The organism is Gilliamella sp. wkB18 (assembly GCF_001690875.1).
Taxonomy (GTDB): domain Bacteria; phylum Pseudomonadota; class Gammaproteobacteria; order Enterobacterales; family Orbaceae; genus Gilliamella; species Gilliamella apicola_A.
The window spans coordinates 1-23,753 of sequence record NZ_LZHM01000066.1 but is presented as its reverse complement, the minus strand read 5'-3'; the positions used below and the strand labels follow the sequence as shown (position 1 = coordinate 23,753).

Here is a 23,753-nt window from a genome sequence, read left to right as displayed (position 1 = left end):
TATTCGCTGATATGATAATGTCAGCGAAATTTTATTAAATGGAAAAAGTTGCAAAATCGGTAGCCATTTCTGTATTAGCAAAAACGTCTTTTGCTTCATCAACTAACTTTTTATTGTCATTTAAACTGTATCTAGGGCTTATATGAGTCATAATAAGCTTTTTTGCATTAGCTTGTTTGGCAATATTTGCAGCATGTATAGTGGTGGAATGTCCTCGCTCAATGGCTTTTTGCTCCAACGCTTTTTCTTGCGTTGCTTCATGAACTAGCACATCGACATTTTTTGCCAATGCAATTGAGGCATCACAAGGTATTGTATCACCTAAAATAGCCAGCTTTTTGCCTTTTTTAATATCTCCTTGATAGTTACTACCATCAATCACTCGCCCATCTTCAAGTGTCACTGTTTTCCCTGCTTTTAAAAAAGCATAATAAGCGCCAATATTAACATTATCTTGCCGTAATTTATCAATATCTAAGGCTGCAGGTCGATCTTTTTCAATTATGCGATAACCAAAGCATGGTACACGATGTCTTAATAATTTGGCTTCAACATAAAATTTCTCATCTTCAAATACGGTTCTATCTGCTTCTAGTTCAATAATATTAAGTGGATAAGTTAGCCAAGAGTAACTAATTTCTATCACAGTTTCGATAAATTGTTTAATGCCTTTAGGCGCAATTAATGTTAGCGGTGATTGGTTTTGCATTAAAGAACGGGAAGTTAAAACGCCAGGCAATCCAAAAAGGTGATCACCATGTAAGTGGGTTAAAAAAATAATTTCGAGTTTTGAAAGACTAAACTTAGCTTTTTGCATTTGAATTTGCGTTGCTTCACCACAATCAAACAACCATAATTTCCCCTTCTCTTGTCTAAGATCAAGTATAATACTACTGACATTACGCTCAGTAGTAGGCAAACCTGCACTAGTACCTAAAAAAGTAATTTTCATGCTAATATATTTTATAAACCTTTATATTTTCAAATTAGTTTATCTATCTAATTAAACAAGCTATTTTAAGTAAAATTTCTAAGTGATCTTTGACAGCTTTACTTCAAGGACATATCTGACAACGCATTTCGTAGTTGTTCTGCTCGTCGATTATTCAGCTCAGTAATACAGGCTAATCGACTTATTTCAGCTGTATTACCTATGCCTCCTCCTCTTAAAGATGAAGCAAATGCACATTGGGAATCTCGATACTTCACAAAATCCCGGCTTGATGCAGTAAGTTGTACTTTTACCTGATGAATATATTTACGATCTTCTTTCAAATTTGAAAGAGAATTTGCCATTTTTTCTTCTGCTTGGCGCAAGGCTTTCTGACTACCTATAACTTTTTTCTTTAAGCAATCACGCATTTCTGCTTGAGAAAAAATACCACATTCTGCTCGTAAATCACGTTCATTTTGAACAGGGGCCGCTGGGGCAACAAAGGCTAAAAATGGCATATAAGCTATTAGCAAAAAACCAATTAGCTTTATACTTTTCATTTCTTATCCTTTTTTGAAAAATCATTATTATACATTATTAAACTTCATAAAATAGAGCCCATGCCTAACTTAATTAAACAATAATTTGTTAACGCATGGGCTTAAAATGCTAAATATTCTTACGCTCAATAGTCTGTTCACCCCAAAATAATTTATCTGCTTTAGTTTTGGAAAAGGCTAGTGGTAAAACTTCATCGTTGCCTTCTGACCAGATCTGTTCAGCTAATGTTTCGTCATAATTGGCTAATTCAAAAATAGCTTCGGCAATTTCTATTGAAGTTTCTCGAAGATTTGCCCAAGCGTGGATATTATGTATATCTTTTTTACTTGAATTCATATTATGATTCCTTATTTTGTAAGATTAAGTGTAAAATACCCTCTATTGATGTAAATTACAATAGGTCTATGTTTTTATGCTAACAATTATTTCACCAGCTAAAACACTTGATTACCAAAATCCTCCAATTACAACACAGCATACTTTACCACAATTTATACAAGCATCTAAAGATCTCATCGAATATTGTAAAAAGTTGACAGTATCTGATTTAACTCAATTAATGTCCATTAGTTCAAATTTAGCCAAACTTAACTATGAACGCTTCCAAAATTGGCATAGTGATTTTAACATTGAAAATTCAAAACAAGCTATACTTGCATTTAAAGGCGATGTTTATGAAGGATTATATGTTGAAGATTTTACTGATAAAGATCTAAAATTTGCACAATCTCATTTAAGAATATTATCTGGTCTTTATGGCATTTTAAGACCACTTGATCTAATTCAGCCTTATCGGTTAGAAATGGGGATCCGCTTAAAAAATGGTAATAATACTAATCTTTATCAATTTTGGGGCGATAAATTAACTGAATATCTTAATAATGAACTAGCCAAATCATCACATCGCACATTAATCAATTTAGCCTCAAACGAATATTTCAAAGCGATCAAACCCAAACAATTAAATGCAACTATAATTCAACCTATCTTTTTAGATCAAAGCAAAGATACCTATAAAGTCATTAGTTTTTATGCTAAAAAAGCACGTGGACTCATGAGTCGTTTTATTATAAAAAACAGCATTGACAATTATCAGGATATTAAAAGCTTTAATCTTGAAGGCTATCAATTTGATTCTAAACGCTCAACTGATTTAGAATGGTACTTCACTCGTAATCACCAGTAAAATAACAGATATGGAATTTCTTACTACATTATGGGCACAGTTTTTATCTACCTTGCCCTTATTTATCTTAATTCTATTAGGATATTTAGCCGTAAAAATTGGTCGTTGGTCAAAAACAATAACTGACAGTTTAACCAAATTTACCTTTTATATTGCCTTTCCGATTATGCTATTTCAGATTATGAGCCATTTTTCTGAACACTTACAAATCGATATAAACTTATTATTGGTTTTTTTTGGTGGATCTTTTATTGTTTTTACAATAGGGTGTTTGATTGCCTCAAAATTATTGAAATTAAATGGTTCGCAAAGTACCCTATTTGCCATGGGAGGAATCTATACTAATACTGTATTTGTCGGCATTCCTATTATCAAAACGTTACTTGGCGATGAAGCCATTCCTATTGTGGCAATAATCGTTATCTTTAATGCTTTAATTTTATGGACATTAGCGACAGTTTCGATCGAATTTGTACAAATGGGTAAATTTTCAGGCAAAGGGTTTATTAAAGCATTTAAAAATGTCTCTAAAAATCCGATAATTATTGGTATTTTTACAGGCATTGCTGTGAATTTTATTGGTCTACCTATGCCTAACTTTATCGATAAATCAGCCAAAATGGTCAGTGATATGACAGCGCCACTGTCGCTCATTGTTTTAGGTATGGGACTTTCTGAATATAAAATTCGCGACAAATTACTCATTACTGCTTCTATCTGTATTTTAAAATTAGCCGTATTACCGATTGTTACCTATATTATGGGCAAACTCTTAGGGCTGCCAACTTTAGAATTACAAGTGTTGGTCTTACTCAGTTCGGTATCAATTGCAATAAATTGTTATATGATGGCAAGGCAATTTGAAGTGTTACAAGGTCCTATAGCTTCAAGCTTGTTAATATCAACGGCACTGTCTTCAATCACAACGCCATTGATTTTATCGATTATGACACATTTACCTTAACTACTTATTATTCTTAATGTAATGAGCGGTTTTTAACTTTGTAGTGTAGCAAGAGTGCCAACACAATAACTACACTACCTAATATAAAGCGTAGCCAATCGAGCGATTGATGCCAAATCACCACATTCACTAAAATTCCTGTTGGAATCACCACATTATTCATAATAGCCAACGTGCCAGAATCGACTTTTGTTGCGCCATAGTTCCATAAAAAATAACAAACACCAGATGCAATCACCCCAAGCCAAATAAGAATCCCCCACTGTAAATTAGATGTAGGTAATTTTGATACATCGCCAAAAAGTAACCACCCTAATGTGGCCACAATTACCGCCCCAAAGTAAACCCAAGCAAAAGCCTGATGTTGGGGCATTGGGTACATTTCCATAATTCTTTTATAACCAACCTGCCCTAAGGCAAAAACAATATTAGCTCCTTGAATTAATAAAAAGCCAATAATAAAGTTTGAGCTAATATGATCATAACGAATGATAGCGGCACCAATAACTGCTATTATTGCCGTTAAAAGATAACTAAACCTTAACGGGTGACGTTGTAACAAATCATAAATAACCGTGACATAAATTGGCGTAAAAATAGTAAACAACAGCACTTCAGGTACTGAAATATATTGGAAGGAATTATAATAAAAAAAGTACATAATCCCCAATTGACAAGCCCCAACCCCCATTAAAAGAAACGTGGTTTTAAGCTTAATATGTTTAAAGCGTAAAAAAGGTAAAAAGGTAATAAATGCTAACAAAACGCGCGTAACCACTGCAAACCAAGTATCAACCTGCCCACTTAGATAAACGCCAATAAAACTAAACGAGAATGACCAAACAATGGTCACAAAGATAAGATAAAACATCGTTAATTAATATAAAGAATGATAAATAGTTTGCATCGTATCAATTGATATAACACTTGTAAACTTTATATATACTCAAACTTATCTTAGTACGAATATCAATAAAATTATTGAAGCAATTAATAATTAAAATTAGATCTGAGATTAATATTTAGCGATTTTAATAATATTTATTTCTTCATTTCTCTATACTAATAACTTAAAAATTAGCTGAATTTTTCTTATTTACTCCACAGTCCCACTTTTGTGTAAACCTTATTAAATAACTCAATGTATTTTTTATGCTTCTATTATTTCACTATCTATTACTTTTCTTTTTGATTGTTTATCTTCAATATCAATTTCAATTGAAAACATCTATATAATTCAAATAATATTCGACAATACCCTGTCTTCGTAGCAATAATAGCCTTCTTCAATAGCATAATTTAAATATTTAATACTTTTTCCTAATTATTTATCTTTATATGATGACATTATTTCTTTTTCATAAAAACAATAAAAAACAATTCCCCCTTTTCATAATCTTGATTTTTAAACTCCTGTAATGGTTTACTCGTATTTTAAGATAAAATGAACTAAATAATTATTTAAAAATATTAATTGTTTTAAATAAATGATAGCAAAGCGAAAATAACGTGCTGCTTTTTACCTTAAGTAAAACAATCATCCTCAAAAAACTTAAAATATGGCATAATGTGCGCCAATTCATATTTTTTTGCGACTTCACTCAAGGTTGATACCTTTTGGGCAAACGCATGTTAAAGAGAGTAAATTTTCGTGTTAAGTACAAATAACATTACAATGCAATTTGGCAGTAAGCCATTATTTGAGAACATTTCAGTTAAATTTGGTAATGGCAACCGTTATGGCCTAATTGGTGCCAATGGTAGCGGCAAATCCACTTTTATGAAAATTATTGGTGGCGATTTAGTGCCAACTTCAGGCAATGTTGCTTTAGATCCGCATGAACGATTAGGTAAGTTACGTCAGGACCAATTTGCTTTTGAGGAGTTTACCGTACTTGATACCGTAATTATGGGACACACCGAATTATGGCAGATCAAACAAGAACGTGATCGCATCTACTCTTTACCCGAAATGAGTGAAGAAGATGGCTTTAAAGTTGCGGATTTGGAAACCCAATACGCCGAAATGGATGGCTATAGTGCCGAAGCTCGTGCAGGAGAATTATTATTAGGTGTGGGTATTCCAATTGAGCAACATTATGGATTTATGAGTGAAATCGCTCCAGGTTGGAAGCTACGTGTACTTTTAGCCCAAGCCTTATTCTCAAATCCCGATATTTTATTGCTCGACGAACCGACCAATAACTTGGATATCGATACTATCCGTTGGCTTGAAGATACTTTAAATCAACGCGAAAGTACGATGATTATTATTTCGCATGATCGACATTTTTTGAATATGGTCTGTACACATATGGCAGATTTGGATTATGGCGAACTTCGAATTTATCCAGGTAATTACGACGATTATATGACTGCATCAACGCAAGCCAGAGAGCGTTTATTAGCAGATAATGCTAAAAAGAAAGCCCAAATAAGTGAACTACAATCTTTTGTAAGCCGATTTAGCGCAAATGCCTCTAAATCAAAACAAGCCACATCACGCGCAAGACAGATTGAAAAAATCCAATTGGAAGAAGTAAAAGCATCAAGCCGTCAAAATCCATTTATTCGTTTCGAGCAAGATAAAAAGCTTTATCGTAATGCATTAGTCGTTGAGAACCTAACCAAAAGTTTTGACAGTGATCCCTTATTTAAAAACTTAAACTTAATGGTTGAAGTGGGTGAAAAAGTCGCAATTTTAGGGACAAACGGTATTGGTAAAACCACATTAATAAAAACGTTAATGGGCGAGCTTACACCTGAACAAGGTGATATAAAATGGTCAGAAAATGCCAATATTGGCTATTATGCCCAAGATCATGAATACGAGTTTGAAGAAGATTTAACGGTCTTTGACTGGATGAGTCAGTGGAAGCAACCAACCGATGACGAGCAAGCGGTACGGAGTATTTTAGGGCGATTATTATTTTCACAAGACGATATTAAAAAGCAAGTTAAAGTCTTATCTGGTGGCGAAAAAGGACGTATGTTATTTGGTAAATTGATGATGCAGCGCCCTAACATTATTGTTATGGACGAGCCAACAAACCATTTAGATATGGAATCCATTGAATCACTTAATATGGCGTTAGAGCTTTATCAAGGCACCCTATTTTTTGTTTCACACGATCGTGAGTTTGTGAGCTCATTGGCAACTCGTATCATTGAAATCACCGCTGAAAAAGTGATTGACTATACTGGTAATTATGAAGATTACTTACGTAGCCAAGGAATAGAATAATCTCTCATCAATAAAATTAGCCACATTAGTGGCTAGCTTTATTTCAATTGATTAGTTAACACATCAAAAATCCAATTCATCCCACCAGATATCTATAAGTGAGCTGGTTTTAACATTTTTTAAACCGTGGCTTTCTAACCATTTTGTGACAATGTCACGATGTTCTTCAGTACAATTACCTAGTTTTTGGGTGCATACTATACCTTTCCAATTTAAATAACCACTTCCTTCATAAGCTAAGCCATTGGGTTGAATAGCTTCAAGAATGAATTGATCAACAATATTATCTAAAGTTTCTTCGGTTGTGCCTTCGTCAAATGACCAACTAACAGTAAAACCTAATTCTTTAAACTCTTCAATATGTAATTTTTTTCGTAAACGTCTGCTGCGATTTACCATAGTAGTTTCCTTCTATTTTATTGAGTATAACTTTGTTTATTTTTAAAGTTCATGTGTTTATTAGTTTGTTTCACACTATTTTGATTTGTGTTGTTTCTTTTGTGAGCGGATTGTCTTGATGATGTTTTTTTCACTGGCTCTGCTTTAATTCTTGGATCCACTTCAAAACCTTGCGTAGTTATTTCTGGAATGGTTTTCTTAATTAGTTTTTCAATGGCTTTTAATTGTGGCAGTTCATCAATGCACACAAGTGAGAGCGCTTGACCTTGATTTTGCGCTCTCCCTGTTCGCCCTATACGATGTACATAATCTTCAGCAACTTGTGGCAACTCATAATTAACTACATAGGGCAGCAGCTCAATATCTAGCCCTCTTGCCGCAATATCGGTTGCGACTAATGCTCTAATTTGTCCACTCTTAAAATCTGCTAAAGCTTTAGTACGAGCACCTTGGCTTTTATTGCCATGAATCGCGGCTGCTTTTATACCATCTTTCGTTAATTGCTCAGCTAAATGATTAGCCCCGTATTTTGTACGCGTAAAAATTAACACTTGTTGCCACTGATTTTTTCCAATTAAGTATGAAAGCAATTCGCGTTTACGACGCTTATCAACACGATGCACATATTGGGTAATTTGCTCTGAGGTACTATTAGTTTTAGCGACAGCAACCACTTCTGGCGCTTGTAGAATCGTTTGTGCCAATGTCTTTATTTCATCCGAAAAAGTTGCCGAAAACATTAAATTTTGTCGCTTATTAGGTAGTTTGGCAATCACACGGCGAATATCATGAATAAATCCCATATCTAACATGCGATCGGCTTCATCTAACACTAACATTTTAATGGTTGAAAGATCCACCGCATTTTGTTGAACTAAATCAAGCAGCCGCCCAGGAGTTGCAATTAAAACATCGACACCACCACGCAATTTCATCATTTGCGGATTAATACTCACCCCACCAAATACTACTAATGACCTAATCTGTAAATAACGGCTATACTCACGAATATTTTGGCCAATTTGTGCAGCGAGCTCACGAGTTGGAGCTAAAATCAAAGCATATAAAGGACGTTTGCCTTTTTTAGGCTTTGAATTATTGGCTTCTTTTGCTTGCTGTTCTACGAGTTTTTGCAGTATTGGTAAACCAAAACCTGCCGTTTTACCTGTTCCTGTTTGTGCGCTAGCCATAAGGTCTTTGCCAGATAAGATTACTGGTATAGCTTGTTGTTGAATGGGGGTGGGTTGAGTGTAGTTCTGTTCTTGGATTGCTTTTAAAATCTTGGCATTTAAGCCAAGAGAGTCAAATGACATGAATTAATTCCTAAATAAACGAAAGAAAGTTATTTTTATATTATAAAGCAATTGAATAATAATTGTTTGTTTATTTAAAAATACAGTATTGAATTGATGATCTATTTTGTTTCATAATTTTTTATTCGAGTATAAGTAAAATATTAATAAACAGTGCGATATTTTACCCAATTGAATTAAGTGAAAGTAAAACATACTGATTTTTAATATTTTTCTTACAACAATAATAGAAATGATATTTATTATCATTTATGATTATGCTAGTATTCTTGTCCTTATAACAACTGTTTTTATGGATTTGCAAATGCTGTTTAATTTTTACCGTTTTAAAAATTTATTAATTACTTTATTGTTATTGATTTTTGGTTTTAATTGTTTTGCCAAAGATGATATCACATTTGCTAACTTCCGCGACATACGGGATTTAAACCCTCACCTTTATTCTGGCGAAATGTGGGCACAAAACATGCTTTATGAATCATTAGTCCATTATAACGAGGATGGGACATTCTCGCCTTGGTTAGCTGAAAGCTGGACTATCACCAATCAAGGCAAAACCTACACATTTAAATTACGTAAAGACGTCAGTTTTAGTGATGGTGTAAAGTTTAATGCTTACACTGCAAAACTTAATTGGGATGCCGTTCTTTCTAATAAAGTTCGTCATACTTGGCTTGAAATGGTACGCCTAATTACAGAAGTGAAAGCCATTGATGATTATACGCTTCAAGTTAACCTATCAAAGCCTTACTACCCGTTTTTGATTGAAATTGCAGTAACCAGACCAATGCGCTTTATTTCACCAAATTCAATGATTAATGGTGAAACAAAAAATGGCGTAAAATCTTATATTGGTACCGGTCCTTATGTGTTAAGTGAACATAAAAAGGATCAGTATGCTGTTTTTAACGCTAATCCTAACTATTGGGGTGAACAACCGAAACTGAAAACCGTTACCATGAAAGTAATTGCTGACAATCAAAGCCGTTTGATGGCACTTGAAAAAGGTGAAATTGATTTAATTTACGGTAAAAATATGGTAGATGCCGATTCATTTGAACGCTTTTCAACAATGAATAAATTTCAAGCGTTGATGTCAAAACCGGTATCAAGCCGTATGGTATTAATGAATACTACTCGACCAGAACTAAGCGATACCAATGTGCGCCGAGCAATCGAACATATCATCAATAAAAAAGATATTTCTGAAGGTATATTTAATAGTAGTGAAGCACCAGCTGATACATTAATGGCTACTAATATTCCTTATGCAAATATTGGATTAAAACCTTACAAATATAATACTAAATTAGCCGAAGAGCTGCTTGATAAAGCGGGCTGGCTAAAACAAAAAGGTCAAATTTACCGCCAAAAAGAAGGCAAACCATTTGAAATTACTCTTTATTATGATAGCAATACTGCGTCTCAAAAAACCATTGCACAATACATGCAAGATGAGTTTGAGCAAGTTGGTTTAAAACTTAATATTCATGGTGAAGAAGAACAAGGCTATCGTGATCGCCAAAAAGCGGGGGATTTTGATATGGTGTTTGATATTTCTTGGGGAATGCCTTATGACCCACAATCTTTTATGTCTGGCATGAAATTACCGGTATATGGTGATTATATGGCACAACAAGGTTTGAAAGAAAAAGCTCAAATTGATGCAAGCATTAGTAAAGCATTAATTTCAACTAACGAAAAAGAACGCCAAGATCTTTACCGTTATGTGCTTGAAACCTTGCATAATCAAGCCGTTTATATTCCGTTAACTTATGAACGCAACCGAGCTATAGCTATTAAATCACTAAAAGGTATTGAGTTTGCTCCTTCACAGTTTGACATTCCATTTGAGAAAATGCATTTTTAATTTATTTGTATTAGCTAGTAATAATGTTAAATTATATTTTTAAACGTTTAATCATGATGATACCGATTATTATCGGTATCTCATTTATTGCTTTTTTACTCATTAATTTAGCCCCTTCTGATCCTGCTGAAGTAGCCCTACGTTTAAATGAAATCATGCCCACGCCTGATGCTATTGAAAGTATGCGCCTAGAGTTAGGTTTAAATGAACCATTTTGGAACCGTTATTTCAGTTGGTTATATAACGTTTTTCAACTTGATTTTGGTCGTTCTTTTGTACATCGAGATAGGTTAGTATTAGATGAGATCATTCGAAGTTTACAACCAACAATTCTTTTAGCATTCTCTTCATTCATTTTTACATTGATTATTAGTCTGATCTTAGGTGTTTTATGCGCCATTTTTGCTAATTCAGTTTTTGATCAAATTTTACGTATTATAATTTTTTTAGGCACGGCTATGCCAAGCTACTGGCTTGGACTTTTATTTATCTGGTTTTTTGCTAATTATTTAGATTTGCTGCCAACAAATGGATATGGCACATGGCAGAATCTAATTCTACCGACTTTAACGTTATCATTCGTTTATATTTCAACCTATATTCGTTTTATTCGTAATAACATGCTAGAAAACATGCGTAACTACTCCGTTTTTTATGCACGTAGTCGAGGGTTAAAAGAACACACAATTATTATTAAACATGTATTAGTAAATTCCTTACATACCACTATTACCGCATTAGGTATGACAATTCCGCAATTAATTGCTGGTTCATTTGTCGTTGAATATATCTTTTCATGGCCAGGGCTTGGTCGTTTATGCATTGCAGCTATCATGAATCGAGATTATCCGGTTATTCAAGCTTATATTTTAATTATGGCAATATTATTTGTGGTGTGTAATTTTATTGTCGATGTTATTCATCATTTACTAGATCCTCGTTTACGTGATAATGGTGGTTTGTCATGAATATGCTTAAGCAGGTTTGTAAAAATAAAACTGCACTATGTTGTTTAATTATCATTGCAACTATCATTATATTAGGTATATTAGCCCCCTATATTGCACCATTTGATCCTAATAAAGTGCGTATTGTTCGTAAATACGCCCCGATGTCGGCTCAACATTGGTTAGGTTGTGATCATCTTGGTCGTGATATTTTTTCAAGACTACTTTATGGCATTCGCTCCACATTATTTTTATCATTATTAACCATGATTATTACTATTGTTATTGGTGCAACAATTGGTTTAATATCAGGCTATAAACGGGGTAAATTTGACGAATGTATTATGCGTTTATGCGATATCATGCTTTCTTTCCCTAGCCAAGTGATGATTCTGGCTATTGTTGGTGTACTTGGCGTAGGTATTGAAAACGTTATTATTGCCAATATTGTGGTTAAATGGGCTTGGTATAGCCGTATGATACGCAGCTCGGTAATCAAGTATAGCCGTAAAAACTATATTTTATTTTCCCAAGCAATTGGCGCTCCGCATTCTTTTATTATTTGTCGCCATTTATTGCCAAATGTAATGTCAGAACTGGTTGTATTAGCCACATTAGATACTGGTTGGGTAATATTGAATATTTCTGCTCTATCTTTCATAGGGCTTGGCATACAAGCACCAACAGCAGAATGGGGACTGATGCTTAGTGAAGCAAAAAACGTTATGATGCAGCATCCTATGCAAATGGTTTATCCTGGAATTGCAATATTAATTATAGTTTCCGCGTTTAATATGCTTGGCGACTGTTTACGTGACATTCTTGATCCTAAGGAAAAAACAGCATGAGTAATAAATTACTTGAGGTTAAGAATCTTACCGTAACACTGGATAATGGCAAAACACTGCTTAACGATATCTCCTTTTGTCTTGAGCATCATCAATGTTTAGGTATTGTAGGTGAAAGTGGTTGCGGTAAAAGTTTAACCAGTAAAGCCATTATCGGTTTATTAGAGCCCTACTTTTCGGTTAAAGGGGAAATTTTATTTACCCCTAAACAATCTAAAATAGCGTTACAATTAAATGGTGATTTATTAAAACAAAATCATGACACATTACGCCATATTCGTGGTAATGCTATTTCGGCTATACTACAGCATCCAATGAATGCTTTTGATCCACTTTATTGTATTGGCAATCAAGTGGTTGAAACGTTATTGGCACATCTGACAATTACTAAAAAACAAGCTATTGAAAAAACATTAACTATGATTGCCGACATTGGTCTTAATCATCCAAAACAAATCTTTAACAAATACCCACATCAGTTAAGTGGCGGCATGTTACAGAGAATCATGATCGGAATTGCATTGATGCTTGAACCTGAATTAATTATTGCCGATGAACCAACCACAGCGTTAGATTCTATTAGTCAACTTCATATTCTGCAATTATTAAAAAATATCAAACAACAATCGAAAACAGCAATGATATTTATCTCGCATGATTTAGGTGTTATTCACCATATTGCCGATCATATTATTGTAATGAATCAAGGATGTATTGTAGAACAAGGTCGTTGCGATCATATTTTTTATCATTCTAAAAACGATTACACACGTTACTTAATTGATACTCGTAAACAGTTATTAGCCAAATTTAACGCCGTTATCCACCCAAATAGATTGGAGACAATCTAAATGACACCGTTATTACAAATTAATAATCTCAAAAAATCCTTTTTACAACCTAATCAAGGTTTATTTAACCGCAAAAAAACGCCGATTATTAAAGATGTTTCTTTGTCTTTATACCAAGGCGAATGTTTAGGTATTGTAGGAGAAAGCGGAAGTGGTAAAAGCACTCTTGGTAAGCTAATTTTAGGTCTTGAAAAGCCCGATAGTGGCAAAATTTATTTTAATGGGCAAGATATAGGACAACGAGCATGGCGAAAATCCCCAATGCGACGGGAAATTAGCGCCGTTTTTCAAGATTATAATGCTTCGGTTAATCCTTATTTTACTATCGCTGAAATTGTCGCTGAACCTATAGATATTTATCAAAAATTGACGGTTATTCAACGAAAGAAGCGAATAATTGAGCTATTAGAACAAGTCGGATTAAATGAGTCATTTTATCATCGTTTTCCTCACGAAGTGAGTGGAGGTCAATTACAACGCATCTGCATTGCACGGGCAATTGCCTGCTCACCTAAATTTATCTTATTTGACGAAGCTGTAAGTTCTCTTGACATCTCTGTCCAAGCCCAAATTCTATCGTTGTTAGTTGATTTGCAAAAACAGTTAAATTTAACAGCCATTTTTATTACCCATGATTTAACAACTATCACTTATCTTTGTAATCGAGTGATCTTCTTTTATCAAGGTCAAATTGTGGAACATGTTAATAAGATAGCTAATTTAAATCAGGTCAATAATGCTTATTCTAAACAACTTCTTGAATCTATTTTAAGTTTTTAAATATGACAACTCAATCTACCATTAATAAACAATATCGTTTTAAAGATTACTTAGCGCTAGTTATTCCGTTTATCATTTCAACTATTACAACACCATTACTTGGTGTGGTTGATACTGCGTTGGTCGGGCATTTACCCAATCCCGCCTTTATTGCCGGCATTGCTGTTGGCGCTGTTATTTTTAACACTATTTATTGGCTTTTCGGCTTTTTACGAGTCAGTACCACTGGTTTTGCCGCACAAGCATTAGACGACCCACTACTATTGCGATCATCCTTAATCCGCCCTTTGTTTATAGCAATATTTTTAGGTGTTATTTTTATCATTTTTCAGCAAGTGATCTTTACTGCCTCTATGAACGTTATCAACCCCAATGAAGAAGTAAAGCATTATGCCAATATATATTTCTGTATCCTAATTTGGGGGGCGCCTTTTGTGCTTATCAACTATGTTTTAGTTGGTTGGTTAATGGGAATGTCTAAAGTAAAGGCTGTGCTATTTCTACAAGTATTAATTAATCTGCTTAATATTATTATGGCAGTAATTTTTGTTTGGGGATTTCATTGGAATGTTCAAGGCGTTGCCTTTGCAACACTAATTGCTCAAGTAATTTGTACTTTGTTAGGCATTTGGTTTATTTATCGTAATTTACCAAAATCCAATCAACAAACTGATTTAAAATCGATACTATCTTGGCAATCATTGAAAGGAGTGATTTTAGTTAATACCAACTTAATGATTCGTACCATTTGCTTATTAATCGTTACTAACCATTTTATCTCGATTGGTTCGAGTTTTAACACGGAAGTATTAGCTGCTAATGCCGTCTTGTTTCAAATTCATTATTTGATGGCTTATTTATTTGACGGCTTTGCCAATGCTTCAAGTGTATTTAGTGGTAAGGCGAAAGGTACTAAAGATATTAAGTTATATAATCAAACCTTACATTGGTCACTACAAGCTTGTATTATTTGTCCTTTAATATTAATTGCTTTATGGTTTGGATTTGATACAACAATTATTAAATTATTAACCAATCAAACCGAAATTATCACTATCTGTTTGCAATATCAATATTGGCTTACTATCTTCCCTGTTGTGGTTGCTGGTGGTCTTATCTATTATGGCGTTTTTTCTGGGATCAGCTACACTTCTTCTATTCGTGATTCTATGATTCTTGCCTTAATTTTATGGCTGATATCACAATATATCTGTGTACCAATATGGGGAAATAATGGATTATGGCTTTCTTATATTTTATTTAGTTTTGGGCGAACCCTATTTTTAGTCATTTGGATTAAAAAATCGAAAAACTATGTCACACTTTAAGTATTGCTCGGTAAATATTGAATGAGTTTGGCATGTATTTTTTATTTTCCCGTTACTAGCATTACTCATTGTGCAGCATTAAATATGCTTAAGACTAATTGATGACCTTAACAAATCATACTTACAGCAAACAAATGGCTTATGATTTAACAAAATGACTAGTATCATTAACCGGTCATTTTTAATAATCTTATAATTTAAGGACGGGGGTGCTTATGTCTTTTGATGCTGTTTAACAGCAACTGCCACCAAAGTCATAGCTGCCATTAAATGACAGCTAAACACAACGATAAAAGTTAAGTAACTTATGATACGGCGTCGATTTTTATATTAATTAATCAGTTATATAAAAATTAATTTGCTTGGTGTCGTTAGTCATTTTTTCAATACTTTTCATTACATTTTGATAAGCTTGTTCAATACCTTTTTCCCCAGCACATTCATTTAGTGATGCATAATTTTGTTGAACAGTTTCATCTGATATCAATTTTTTATAGGCAATAGCAAAGTCCTTTCCAGTAAATGAAAATAATTGATGCCAATCTTGTAAATGCTTTTTCATGTGATCCCGACCTGCTGGGCATTTAATGCTATTTATATCAAGATTAGAAATGCTATATTTTTTCAACTCACTAAAGTTTCTAGGTTGATAAGGAAAGCTTATCTCTTCAGTAACACCTGCTGACTTTAACGTTTCTATAAAGCTATTTTCACGGTATAACTTTACTTTTTGTGATCGGTACTGACCTTTTCGGTGCATGGTCACACTATTTGGCAGTGGTTCATCAACTGAGTAGTCCCAAAAGTTAGTGCGCCGTTCAATAAACACATCATTAATCACTTTAACGGGCATTTCTATTCTTCTTTTTTCACCGTCAACAATAATTGAAACAAAGTTCATATATTTAGAAATCAACTTATTATAGATTTCATCAGCACCGTCTGAAGTCGTATATAAAGTGGTATACAAGAAATAATTACTTTGTGTTGGATTAATTAAGCCAGTATTATTAAATATTGAAGGTTTAGCAATAAAATTTAATGATTCGTTATTATAAGATAAGGTATGTTTACCATAGCTAAATGTATAATTAACGCCTGATTTAGCAGGAATAATTAACTCTGTTCCATCAATAACTACTTTTATTTCGTTAATGGTAGGATTATCGATCCAACGTTCAACGGTACTAGTCAATAGTGGTTCAGAGTTAAAACACCCAACTAAAGAAAAACTGCAAACTAGCAGCAGAGAATGTTTTATTAGTTTCATCACATCATTTGTTATAAAAATTGAAAGCGTAAAAATTATAGCACAAACAATTAAAGATTAAAAATAAGTAACTGTTTTTTATGTACTATATCTGTTTTCAACTTGCTATAAAAAATGATTTTCAACCTTAAACATCCTAGCTATTTACTCAGGTATTTAAGGTGTTAAAAATTTATTGCTGTGGCCAAATAAATCTACCTTTTGCTTGTGGATCCTCCTTTATGAATTTTTTTAACACATCTGATTGGTATAATTGTTTTACATCTTTAGCCCATTGCGAATTGAGATTTTCTTTTTTTATGACTACCATTAATTCTAAATCAGGTGATAATTCTTCTTGCACTATAAGATTATCTACTGGGACTTTACTTAACCATGCTACACCACCAGGCATTATCGCATAATCAACCTCACCAAGGATCCGAGGAATAATTTCAGATAATAATGTTTTAAACTTTAAATGGTATTTATTTTCAACAATATCGTTTAAAGTCACATTACCTTCTTGAACGTCTGATTTTAGTTTTATCCAATTTAATTTTTGCAGTAATATTAAAGCTCTTGCCGTATTTGAAGGGTCATTAGGAATAGCAATTATTTGCTCTGATGAAACATCATTAATTGTGTGGTGTGTTTGTGAAAATAAAGCGGCTGAAATAGAAGGAATATGAACTAGTGGAACTAAGTCATTATTGGTTTCTTTATTATACACATTAAGATAGGCTTGATGCTGAGCCGCATTTAAATCAATACTCCCTTCAACAAGAGCGGTATTAGAATCTCTTAACGAGCTAAAATTAACCAATACTACGGTATATCCTTTTTTTTCTAATTCAGGTTTTACCACACGCTCCATTAAGATATTGTGCATACTTGGCGGTAATCCAACAATTATTTCCTTCTTTTCAAGGTTATTTGTAATACCTTTATTGTTTTTTTTATCACATCCAAATAAACATAATCCTGCAAAGATTAAAATAGATAAATATAAAGACTTTTTCATTATTACTCCTTCCATATCAATTTATTACTAATATAGTATTAGTAAAACTATTCTTTTATTTTAATTTTACTTGTTATGATTATAAGTCAGTATTACAGAGGGTAAAAATACATAAAGCTTATATTGATATTCGATTAAGATATATGAAATTTCTGTTTAATATCAGCTCTATTTGTGGTTAAATACAAAACTAATATCAAATGAAAAAGTAAACCAATAAATAAGATGGAAGTTAAAAAAATTACCTTATTTACTGTAGTTTTAACCTTATTCGGTTGTAATAACAACCAGTTAGATTCTAAAATAATAGTCAACAACTATATTACTAATGGTCAATTTGAGTTGGCTCCTTTTTCAAAAATAATTAAAAAACAAAAAATTGAAGGTACTTACTCAGGTATAATTGAAACCATCCCCAATGGTTTAATTACGTTTTACCGTTTAAACGATAAAAAAGTCTATATTGACTTTAAAAAAGACAATTATATGATTGATTCTCAAAAAAATTCAAAATATAAAATCAATTTTGATGATAAACAAAATATCCTAACAATCGAAGATTCATTTGGTAATAATGTGGTCAAACCCACTTATGATGATCAAGGTAGAATTATAAAAATTGAAAATTCAGTTATTGGTGGAAGTCATTATACTTTTGTTAATCAACTTTCCTACGAAAATAATTTAATGCAAACCAATGAATATCAGATCTTTAATAAAATTGATGGACAACAATCTATTCCGTATTATCTCAATAAAAAACAGTATTTTTATAACTCAGAAAATCAATTAATTAAAACAATCGAATCTTCTTTTATAGCAAAAGATGGAAAATTTAACACTGATGACCAAAATCAAACAATACCTGATGAACAATTAACATGTATTTTTGACGACCACAATCAATATGGTGACTGGACTAAGTTATATTGTTTAACTCCTAAAAAAGAAACAAAACGCTTTATTTTACGTAGTATTGAATATTATCAATAAGAAGGAATATAAAGATGAAAAGGATTCTTGCCATATGCTGTTTATCGATAATTTTGTCTGGCTGTCAGGAAAAAAAAGAAAAAATAAATAAAACCCAAATCACTAACAATTACTTGTTATTTGGAAATGCTTTGAATATACCTTATTCAAAACCGATCAAACAGCAAAAAATTATTGGTAGCGAGCAACAGAGTTATCAATCAGATACTAATGGATTTATTACCTCTGTCGACGTTAATCATGTAAAAATCGATAACAACTATGAAACCAATAAAAGCCAGTTTTTTATTAATAATAAATTCAATTTGGATCTGAATATAGAACAAGATGAAAATAAAAATATTCATAAGGTCGAAGATGCTGAAAAGAAAATATCATGGATAGTAACGTATGATGAACAATATCGGATAATAAAAATAGAACGTATTTCCAATCCAACCACGATTAGTCATATTTTTTATGATAAAGGGAATATTACCAAAATAGTCAATCAATTCACACTCAATATAACTTCAATAAATTCTTATAGCTTAACGGAAGAAAAATATTTTTTATATAATAATAACAATCAATTAAGTAAAATTATGATTAAAGTTTTTGATGATACGAAAGCAAAACCATTAGAAACTAAAAAATGCACTTTCTATGACTATAATGAAAATGGCGATTGGACTAAAGCTTACTGTTTAAAGCTAGGTGAAAATTATACTTACTTTAATTTACGAGAAATTGACTACTAATGATAAGCATTACAATAATAATGTTGATTATGCTTCGTTCACTTTTTTCATAGCAAAGTCCCACTGATAAGGCAGCTAACACCGAGCTGATCTAAACCTACTTCAATCATGTCTTTTTTCTATTGCCTCTTTTCGTCAAACAGCTCATCAACTTCGTTGCATTTGCTTAATGCTTCATCAGCATACCATTTTCTTTCATACTGGATTAACATGCGACCAGTGATGATGCTAATATTGGCTTATCAATTATTTCTTTAAAGCTGTCAATATTTATCATCGCATATTTTAGTATCATTCAATTTGGCAGTAATATATTGAGCATCTAAATAATTACTACGGTCATTACCATTAGCATGCCCTAAGCCGGCTAATGCAGCGATGCTATTACCATTTAAAGTGGCAAGAGCTGCTCCTTTTCTAAGTTGATTTTGCTGTTTTTGTTTTTGCTCATCACTTAAATAAGCGCCATCAGCAAGTGGCGCATAGCAAAATAGACCTTTAAATTCGGATAGGGTGCCAGTTAATTTAACCAAATTTTTGGGCGGCAGGATTGGATCGGTAATACTGATGCCGGTTTTTTTTAATAAATTTTCTTTATCTTTATAGATGGGGTCGTTACCATCATATTTTGCGTAAGGCATAATCGAATTCCTTATGAACTTATTTTCTTTTTTTATTTTTAACCCGTAAGGGTGGCTTGCCTTTTTTGCATAACACATCAGGATCGTAATAAAAAAAGAACCAACCAGCACCTGATTTAGGCGGTCTAATATATTGATCAGTCTTATTATTATACTTTTCTACATATTTTTCTTGGGCAATTAATTTAGCAATATATTGCTTACTTATTTTAACTAAATTGATATTTTTAACATCTTGCCAGCCCAACACGGTAAAAATGCGCTCAGCAAGTTTTACATGTGTAGCTGTTGAAGTTTTATTTACCATTAAGTTAGTTATTCCGAACATTACTCCTAATGTGCCAAAACCAATGGTCAGATTTTCTAAACTAAAATCGAGGAAAAAGTAGTTCATTAATAGCACGCAAATAACATAAAAGATAAACATAGGTAAACGATATTGTTTAAATGCTTGTTTATGCCCCGCAAAACATAGCGGGACAAGTGAGATAATTTGTTCACTGGGTTTGAGCATGGCGTACACTTCGTAATGGTCTTCATGCTTTTCAGCGACTACCTCGACCTGATCACCATCATTAAATTTATAATAACCGATCCAGCCTTTTAACGTGATGGTGTCATTTAATTTGGCAGTGATATACTGAGCATCTACCTCATTACTACGGTCATTACCATTGGCATGCCCCAAGCCGGCTAATGCAGCGATGCTATTACCATTTAAAGTGGCAAGAGCTGCTCCTTTTCTAAGTTGATTTTGCTGTTTTTGTTTTTGCTCATCACTTAAATAAGCGCCATCAGCAAGTGGCGCATAGCAAAATAGACCTTTAAATTCGGATAGGGTGCCAGTTAATTTAACCAAATTTTTGGGCGGCAGGATTGGATCGGTAATACTGATGCCGGTTTTTTTTAATAACTGCTCTTTGTCGTTATAGATGGGGTCGTTACCATCATATTTTGCGTAAGGCATAATAATATTCTCTAACATACTATTTTTTATTTTTTCTATTTCTTTTTTTAACCGATAAGGGGGAGCTGGATTTTTTACATAAAATATCTGGGTCATAATAATAAAAACCCCATCCATCCCCTGCTTTAAACGGTCTAATAAAACGGTCGATATCATGGTTCCAATCTAGTGAATATTTACCTTGTTCAATTAATTTAACTACATGTTGTTTACTTATTTTTGCTAAATTAATATTGGTGACATCTTTCCATCCTAACGTGGTAAAAATTTGTTCCGCCAGCGTGATATGAGTAGCGATTGAATTTTTATATACATTAAAAACAGCTAACCCGAAGATTATCCCTAATGTACCAAAACCAATGATTAGATTTTCCAACGAAAAATCAAGAAAAAAGTAGTTCATTAATAGCACGCAGATAACATAAAAGATAAACATGGGGAAATAATTGTACCTTAAGGCCTGATTACGCCCTGCAAAAGATAAAGGGCTCAGTGAGATAATTTGTTCACTGGGCTTAAGCATGGCGTACACTTCGTAATGGTCGTCGTGTTTTTCGGCGATTACTTCAACCTGATCACCATCATGAAATTTATAAAAACCGATCCAACCTTTTAACGTGATGGTGTCATTTAATTTAGCGGTAATATATTGTGCCGCAAATAGATTACTACGGTCGTTACCATTAGCATGGCCTAAGCCAGCTAATGCGGCAATGCTATTACCATTTAAAGTGGCAAGCACTGCGCCCTTTCTAAGCTGATTTTGCTGTTTTTGTTTTTGCTCATCACTTAAATAAGCGCCATCAGCAAGTGGCGCATAGCAAAATAGACCTTTAAATTCGGATAAGGTGCCGGTTAATTTAACCAAATTTTTGGGCGGCAGGATTGGATCGGTAATACTGATGCCGGTTTTTTTTAATAAATGTTCTTTATCTTTATAGATGGGGTCGTTACCATCATATTTTGCGTAAGGCATAATCGAATTCCTTATGAACTTATTTTCTTTTTTTATTTTTAACCCGTAAGGGTGGCTTGCCTTTTTTGCATAATACCTCAGGATCGTAGTAAAAAAGATACCAGCCATCTCCTGATTTTGGGGGTCTAATATGTGGATCTGTTTTATTATTGTATTCTTTTGCATATTTCCCTTGGGTAATTAATTTAGCAATATATTGCTTACTTATTTTGCCTAAATTGATATTTTTGACATCTTGCCAGCCTAACACAGTAAAAATGCGCTCAGCGAGCGTAACATGCGTGGCAAGGGAATTTTTGTAAACCATAAAAAAAGCTGCCCCTAACATTACCCCTAATGTACCAAAACCAATGGTTAAATTTTCTAAACTAAAATCCAAAAAAAAGTAGTTCATTAATAGCACGCAAATAACATAAAAGAAAAACATAGGTAAACGATAGTGTTTGAAGGCTTGGTTACGCCCCGCAAAACATAGCGGGACAAGTGAAATAATTTGTTCACTGGGTTTGAGCATGGCGTACACTTCGTAATGGTCTTCATGCTTTTCAGCGACTACCTCGACCTGATCGCCATCATTAAATTTATAAAAACCGATCCAGCCTTTTAACGTGATGGTGTCATTTAATTTGGCAGTGATATACTGAGCATCTACCTCATTACTACGGTCATTACCATTAGCATGCCCCAAGCCAGCTAATGCGGCAATGCTATTACCGTTTAAGGTGGCAAGTAGTGCGCCCTTTCTAAGCTGATTTTGCTGTTTTTGTTTTTGTTCATCACTTAAATAAGCGCCATCAGCAAGTGGCGCATAGCAAAATAGACCTTTAAATTCGGATAGGGTGCCGGTTAATTTAACCAAATTTTTGGGCGGCAGGATTGGATCGGTAATACTGATGCCGGTTTTTTTTAATAACTGCTCTTTGTCGTTATAGATGGGGTCGTTACCATCATATTTTGCGTAAGGCATAATCGAATTCCTTATGAACTTATTTTCTTTTTTTATTTTTAACCCGTAAGGGTGGCTTGCCTTTTTTGCATAATACCTCAGGATCGTAGTAAAAAAAGAACCAGCCTTCGCCAGATTTGGGCGGTCTAATATATTGATCAGTTTTATTATTATACTTTTCTACATATTTTTCTTGGGCAATTAATTTAGCAATATATTGCTTACTTATTTTAACTAAATTGATATTTTTAACATCTTGCCAGCCCAACACGGTAAAAATGCGCTCAGCAAGTTTGATATGTGTTGCAATTGAATTTTTATTTACCATTAAGCAAGCTGCCCCGAATATTACCCCTAATGTACTAAAACCAATGGTCAGATTTTCCAACGAAAAATCAAGAAAAAAGTAGTTCATTAATAGCACACAAATAACATAAAAGATAAACATAGGGAAAAAATAGTCTTTTAAAGCTTGATTACGCCCCGCAAAACATAAAGGGATCAGTGAGATAATTTGTTCACTGGGTTTGAGCATGGCGTACACTTCGTAATGGTCTTCATGCTTTTCGGCGACCACCTCGACCTGATCACCATCATGAAATTTATAAAAACCGAGCCAACCTTTTAACGTGATGGTGTCATTTAGTTTGGCAGTAATATACTGGGCATATACCTCATCACTACGGTCATTACCATTAGCATGCCCTAAGCCGGCTAATGCAGCGATGCTATTACCATTTAAAGTGGCAAGAGCTGCTCCTTTTCTAAGTTGATTTTGCTGTTTTTGTTTTTGCTCATCACTTAAATAAGCGCCATCAGCAAGTGGCGCATAGCAAAATAGACCTTTAAATTCGGATAGGGTGCCAGTTAATTTAACCAAATTTTTGGGCGGCAGGATTGGATCGGTAATACTGATGCCGGTTTTTTTTAATAAATGTTCTTTATCTTTATAGATGGGGTCGTTACCATCATATTTTGCGTAAGGCATAATC

General features: G+C 33.4%; 24 protein-coding genes. 11 read left to right on the top strand and 13 right to left on the bottom strand.

The features are described 5' to 3' along the window. Positions 1–34: 34 nt before the first annotated feature. The 3 genes from rnz to A9G48_RS06605 all read right to left on the bottom strand — a co-directional run bounded on the left by rnz (position 35) and on the right by A9G48_RS06605 (position 1,831). Positions 35–952, bottom strand: a complete 918-nt coding sequence (gene rnz / locus A9G48_RS06615) for a ribonuclease Z (RefSeq protein ID WP_034945717.1) — start codon at positions 950–952, stop codon at positions 35–37. A 98-nt stretch (positions 953–1,050) separates the two neighbouring features. Then, positions 1,051–1,494 (bottom strand): lysozyme inhibitor LprI family protein, encoded by a 444-nt coding sequence (locus A9G48_RS06610; protein ID WP_034945745.1) that lies wholly within the window; start codon positions 1,492–1,494, stop codon positions 1,051–1,053. Between the two features lie 109 nt (positions 1,495–1,603). Next, entirely contained in the window at positions 1,604–1,831 is a 228-nt protein-coding gene (locus A9G48_RS06605; protein WP_034945764.1) for a YccJ family protein, read from the bottom strand. Positions 1,832–1,907: 76 nt separating this feature from the next. Here A9G48_RS06605 and yaaA point away from each other — a divergent pair, with 76 nt between their 5' ends. Beyond that, the gene (yaaA, locus tag A9G48_RS06600; protein WP_034945779.1) at positions 1,908–2,681 is read left to right on the top strand and encodes a peroxide stress protein YaaA; all 774 of its coding nucleotides are present in this window, start codon (positions 1,908–1,910) and stop codon (positions 2,679–2,681) included. 10 nt (positions 2,682–2,691) lie between these two features. Next, positions 2,692–3,645 carry an AEC family transporter gene (locus A9G48_RS06595; protein WP_065569167.1) on the top strand — a complete coding sequence of 318 codons (954 nt, stop codon included), beginning with the start codon at positions 2,692–2,694 and terminating at the stop codon, positions 3,643–3,645. Positions 3,646–3,658: 13 nt separating this feature from the next. Here the strand turns inward: A9G48_RS06595 and A9G48_RS06590 are convergent, their stop codons facing one another. Then, complete coding sequence (locus A9G48_RS06590; protein ID WP_034945787.1) at positions 3,659–4,516, bottom strand: carboxylate/amino acid/amine transporter; 858 nt, start codon at positions 4,514–4,516, stop codon at positions 3,659–3,661. Positions 4,517–5,296: 780 nt separating this feature from the next. Between A9G48_RS06590 and A9G48_RS06585 the strand changes: the two genes are divergently transcribed. Next, on the top strand, positions 5,297–6,889 hold the full coding sequence (locus A9G48_RS06585; protein ID WP_034945790.1) for an ABC-F family ATPase: 1,593 nt from the start codon (positions 5,297–5,299) through the stop codon (positions 6,887–6,889). A gap of 63 nt (positions 6,890–6,952) precedes the next feature. Here the strand turns inward: A9G48_RS06585 and A9G48_RS06580 are convergent, their stop codons facing one another. Continuing rightward, a complete protein-coding gene (locus A9G48_RS06580) occupies positions 6,953–7,288 on the bottom strand; it encodes a YggL family protein (RefSeq protein WP_034945793.1) in 336 nt (111 codons plus the stop codon). A gap of 17 nt (positions 7,289–7,305) precedes the next feature. Beyond that, the gene (gene rhlE / locus A9G48_RS06575) at positions 7,306–8,601 is read right to left on the bottom strand and encodes an ATP-dependent RNA helicase RhlE (RefSeq protein WP_080715886.1); all 1,296 of its coding nucleotides are present in this window, start codon (positions 8,599–8,601) and stop codon (positions 7,306–7,308) included. A 304-nt stretch (positions 8,602–8,905) separates the two neighbouring features. On the opposite strand from rhlE, the gene nikA reads away from it, so the two are divergent. From nikA to A9G48_RS06545, 6 genes are read left to right on the top strand one after another with little or no spacing between them, the layout of a single operon-like run. Then, on the top strand, positions 8,906–10,471 hold the full coding sequence (gene nikA, locus A9G48_RS06570) for a nickel ABC transporter substrate-binding protein (RefSeq protein WP_034945796.1): 1,566 nt from the start codon (positions 8,906–8,908) through the stop codon (positions 10,469–10,471). A gap of 23 nt (positions 10,472–10,494) precedes the next feature. After that, complete coding sequence (opp1B, locus tag A9G48_RS06565) at positions 10,495–11,439, top strand: nickel/cobalt ABC transporter permease (protein ID WP_034945799.1); 945 nt, start codon at positions 10,495–10,497, stop codon at positions 11,437–11,439. A gap of 2 nt (positions 11,440–11,441) precedes the next feature. Continuing rightward, entirely contained in the window at positions 11,442–12,266 is an 825-nt protein-coding gene (gene opp1C / locus A9G48_RS06560) for a nickel/cobalt ABC transporter permease (RefSeq protein WP_034946223.1), read from the top strand. Further along, positions 12,263–13,117, top strand: a complete 855-nt coding sequence (locus A9G48_RS06555) for an ABC transporter ATP-binding protein (protein WP_034945802.1) — start codon at positions 12,263–12,265, stop codon at positions 13,115–13,117. Before opp1C ends, A9G48_RS06555 begins: the two co-directional genes overlap by 4 nt. After that, positions 13,118–13,897, top strand: a complete 780-nt coding sequence (locus A9G48_RS06550) for an ABC transporter ATP-binding protein (RefSeq protein ID WP_065575984.1) — start codon at positions 13,118–13,120, stop codon at positions 13,895–13,897. A gap of 2 nt (positions 13,898–13,899) precedes the next feature. Further along, positions 13,900–15,225, top strand: coding sequence for an MATE family efflux transporter (locus tag A9G48_RS06545; protein WP_065575983.1), 1,326 nt, complete (start codon positions 13,900–13,902; stop codon positions 15,223–15,225). Positions 15,226–15,559: 334 nt separating this feature from the next. Here A9G48_RS06545 and A9G48_RS06540 read toward each other — a convergent pair whose 3' ends face one another. Together A9G48_RS06540 and A9G48_RS06535 are read right to left on the bottom strand one after the other, a co-directional pair. Further along, positions 15,560–16,495, bottom strand: coding sequence for a hypothetical protein (locus A9G48_RS06540; protein ID WP_034945809.1), 936 nt, complete (start codon positions 16,493–16,495; stop codon positions 15,560–15,562). Positions 16,496–16,667: 172 nt separating this feature from the next. Next, positions 16,668–17,498 (bottom strand): MetQ/NlpA family ABC transporter substrate-binding protein, encoded by an 831-nt coding sequence (locus tag A9G48_RS06535; protein ID WP_065575982.1) that lies wholly within the window; start codon positions 17,496–17,498, stop codon positions 16,668–16,670. A 225-nt stretch (positions 17,499–17,723) separates the two neighbouring features. Between A9G48_RS06535 and A9G48_RS06530 the strand changes: the two genes are divergently transcribed. Together A9G48_RS06530 and A9G48_RS06525 are read left to right on the top strand one after the other, a co-directional pair. After that, positions 17,724–18,491: a hypothetical protein gene (locus tag A9G48_RS06530; protein WP_065575981.1), complete on the top strand. Its 768-nt coding sequence runs from the start codon at positions 17,724–17,726 to the stop codon at positions 18,489–18,491. Positions 18,492–18,505: 14 nt separating this feature from the next. Then, positions 18,506–19,231 carry a hypothetical protein gene (locus A9G48_RS06525; RefSeq protein ID WP_065575980.1) on the top strand — a complete coding sequence of 242 codons (726 nt, stop codon included), beginning with the start codon at positions 18,506–18,508 and terminating at the stop codon, positions 19,229–19,231. 263 nt (positions 19,232–19,494) lie between these two features. Here the strand turns inward: A9G48_RS06525 and A9G48_RS06520 are convergent, their stop codons facing one another. From A9G48_RS06520 to A9G48_RS11640, 5 genes are all read right to left on the bottom strand, one after another. Beyond that, on the bottom strand, positions 19,495–19,872 hold the full coding sequence (locus A9G48_RS06520; RefSeq protein ID WP_065575979.1) for a hypothetical protein: 378 nt from the start codon (positions 19,870–19,872) through the stop codon (positions 19,495–19,497). A 19-nt stretch (positions 19,873–19,891) separates the two neighbouring features. After that, positions 19,892–20,935: a putative type VI secretion system effector gene (locus tag A9G48_RS06515; protein ID WP_065575978.1), complete on the bottom strand. Its 1,044-nt coding sequence runs from the start codon at positions 20,933–20,935 to the stop codon at positions 19,892–19,894. Continuing rightward, complete coding sequence (locus tag A9G48_RS06510) at positions 20,859–21,815, bottom strand: putative type VI secretion system effector (RefSeq protein WP_065575977.1); 957 nt, start codon at positions 21,813–21,815, stop codon at positions 20,859–20,861. Before A9G48_RS06510 ends, A9G48_RS06515 begins: the two co-directional genes overlap by 77 nt. A gap of 19 nt (positions 21,816–21,834) precedes the next feature. Next, the gene (locus tag A9G48_RS06505) at positions 21,835–22,782 is read right to left on the bottom strand and encodes a putative type VI secretion system effector (RefSeq protein WP_065575976.1); all 948 of its coding nucleotides are present in this window, start codon (positions 22,780–22,782) and stop codon (positions 21,835–21,837) included. A gap of 19 nt (positions 22,783–22,801) precedes the next feature. Then, the coding region (locus tag A9G48_RS11640) for a putative type VI secretion system effector (protein ID WP_065575975.1) at positions 22,802–23,753 on the bottom strand (952 nt) is incomplete at its 5' end.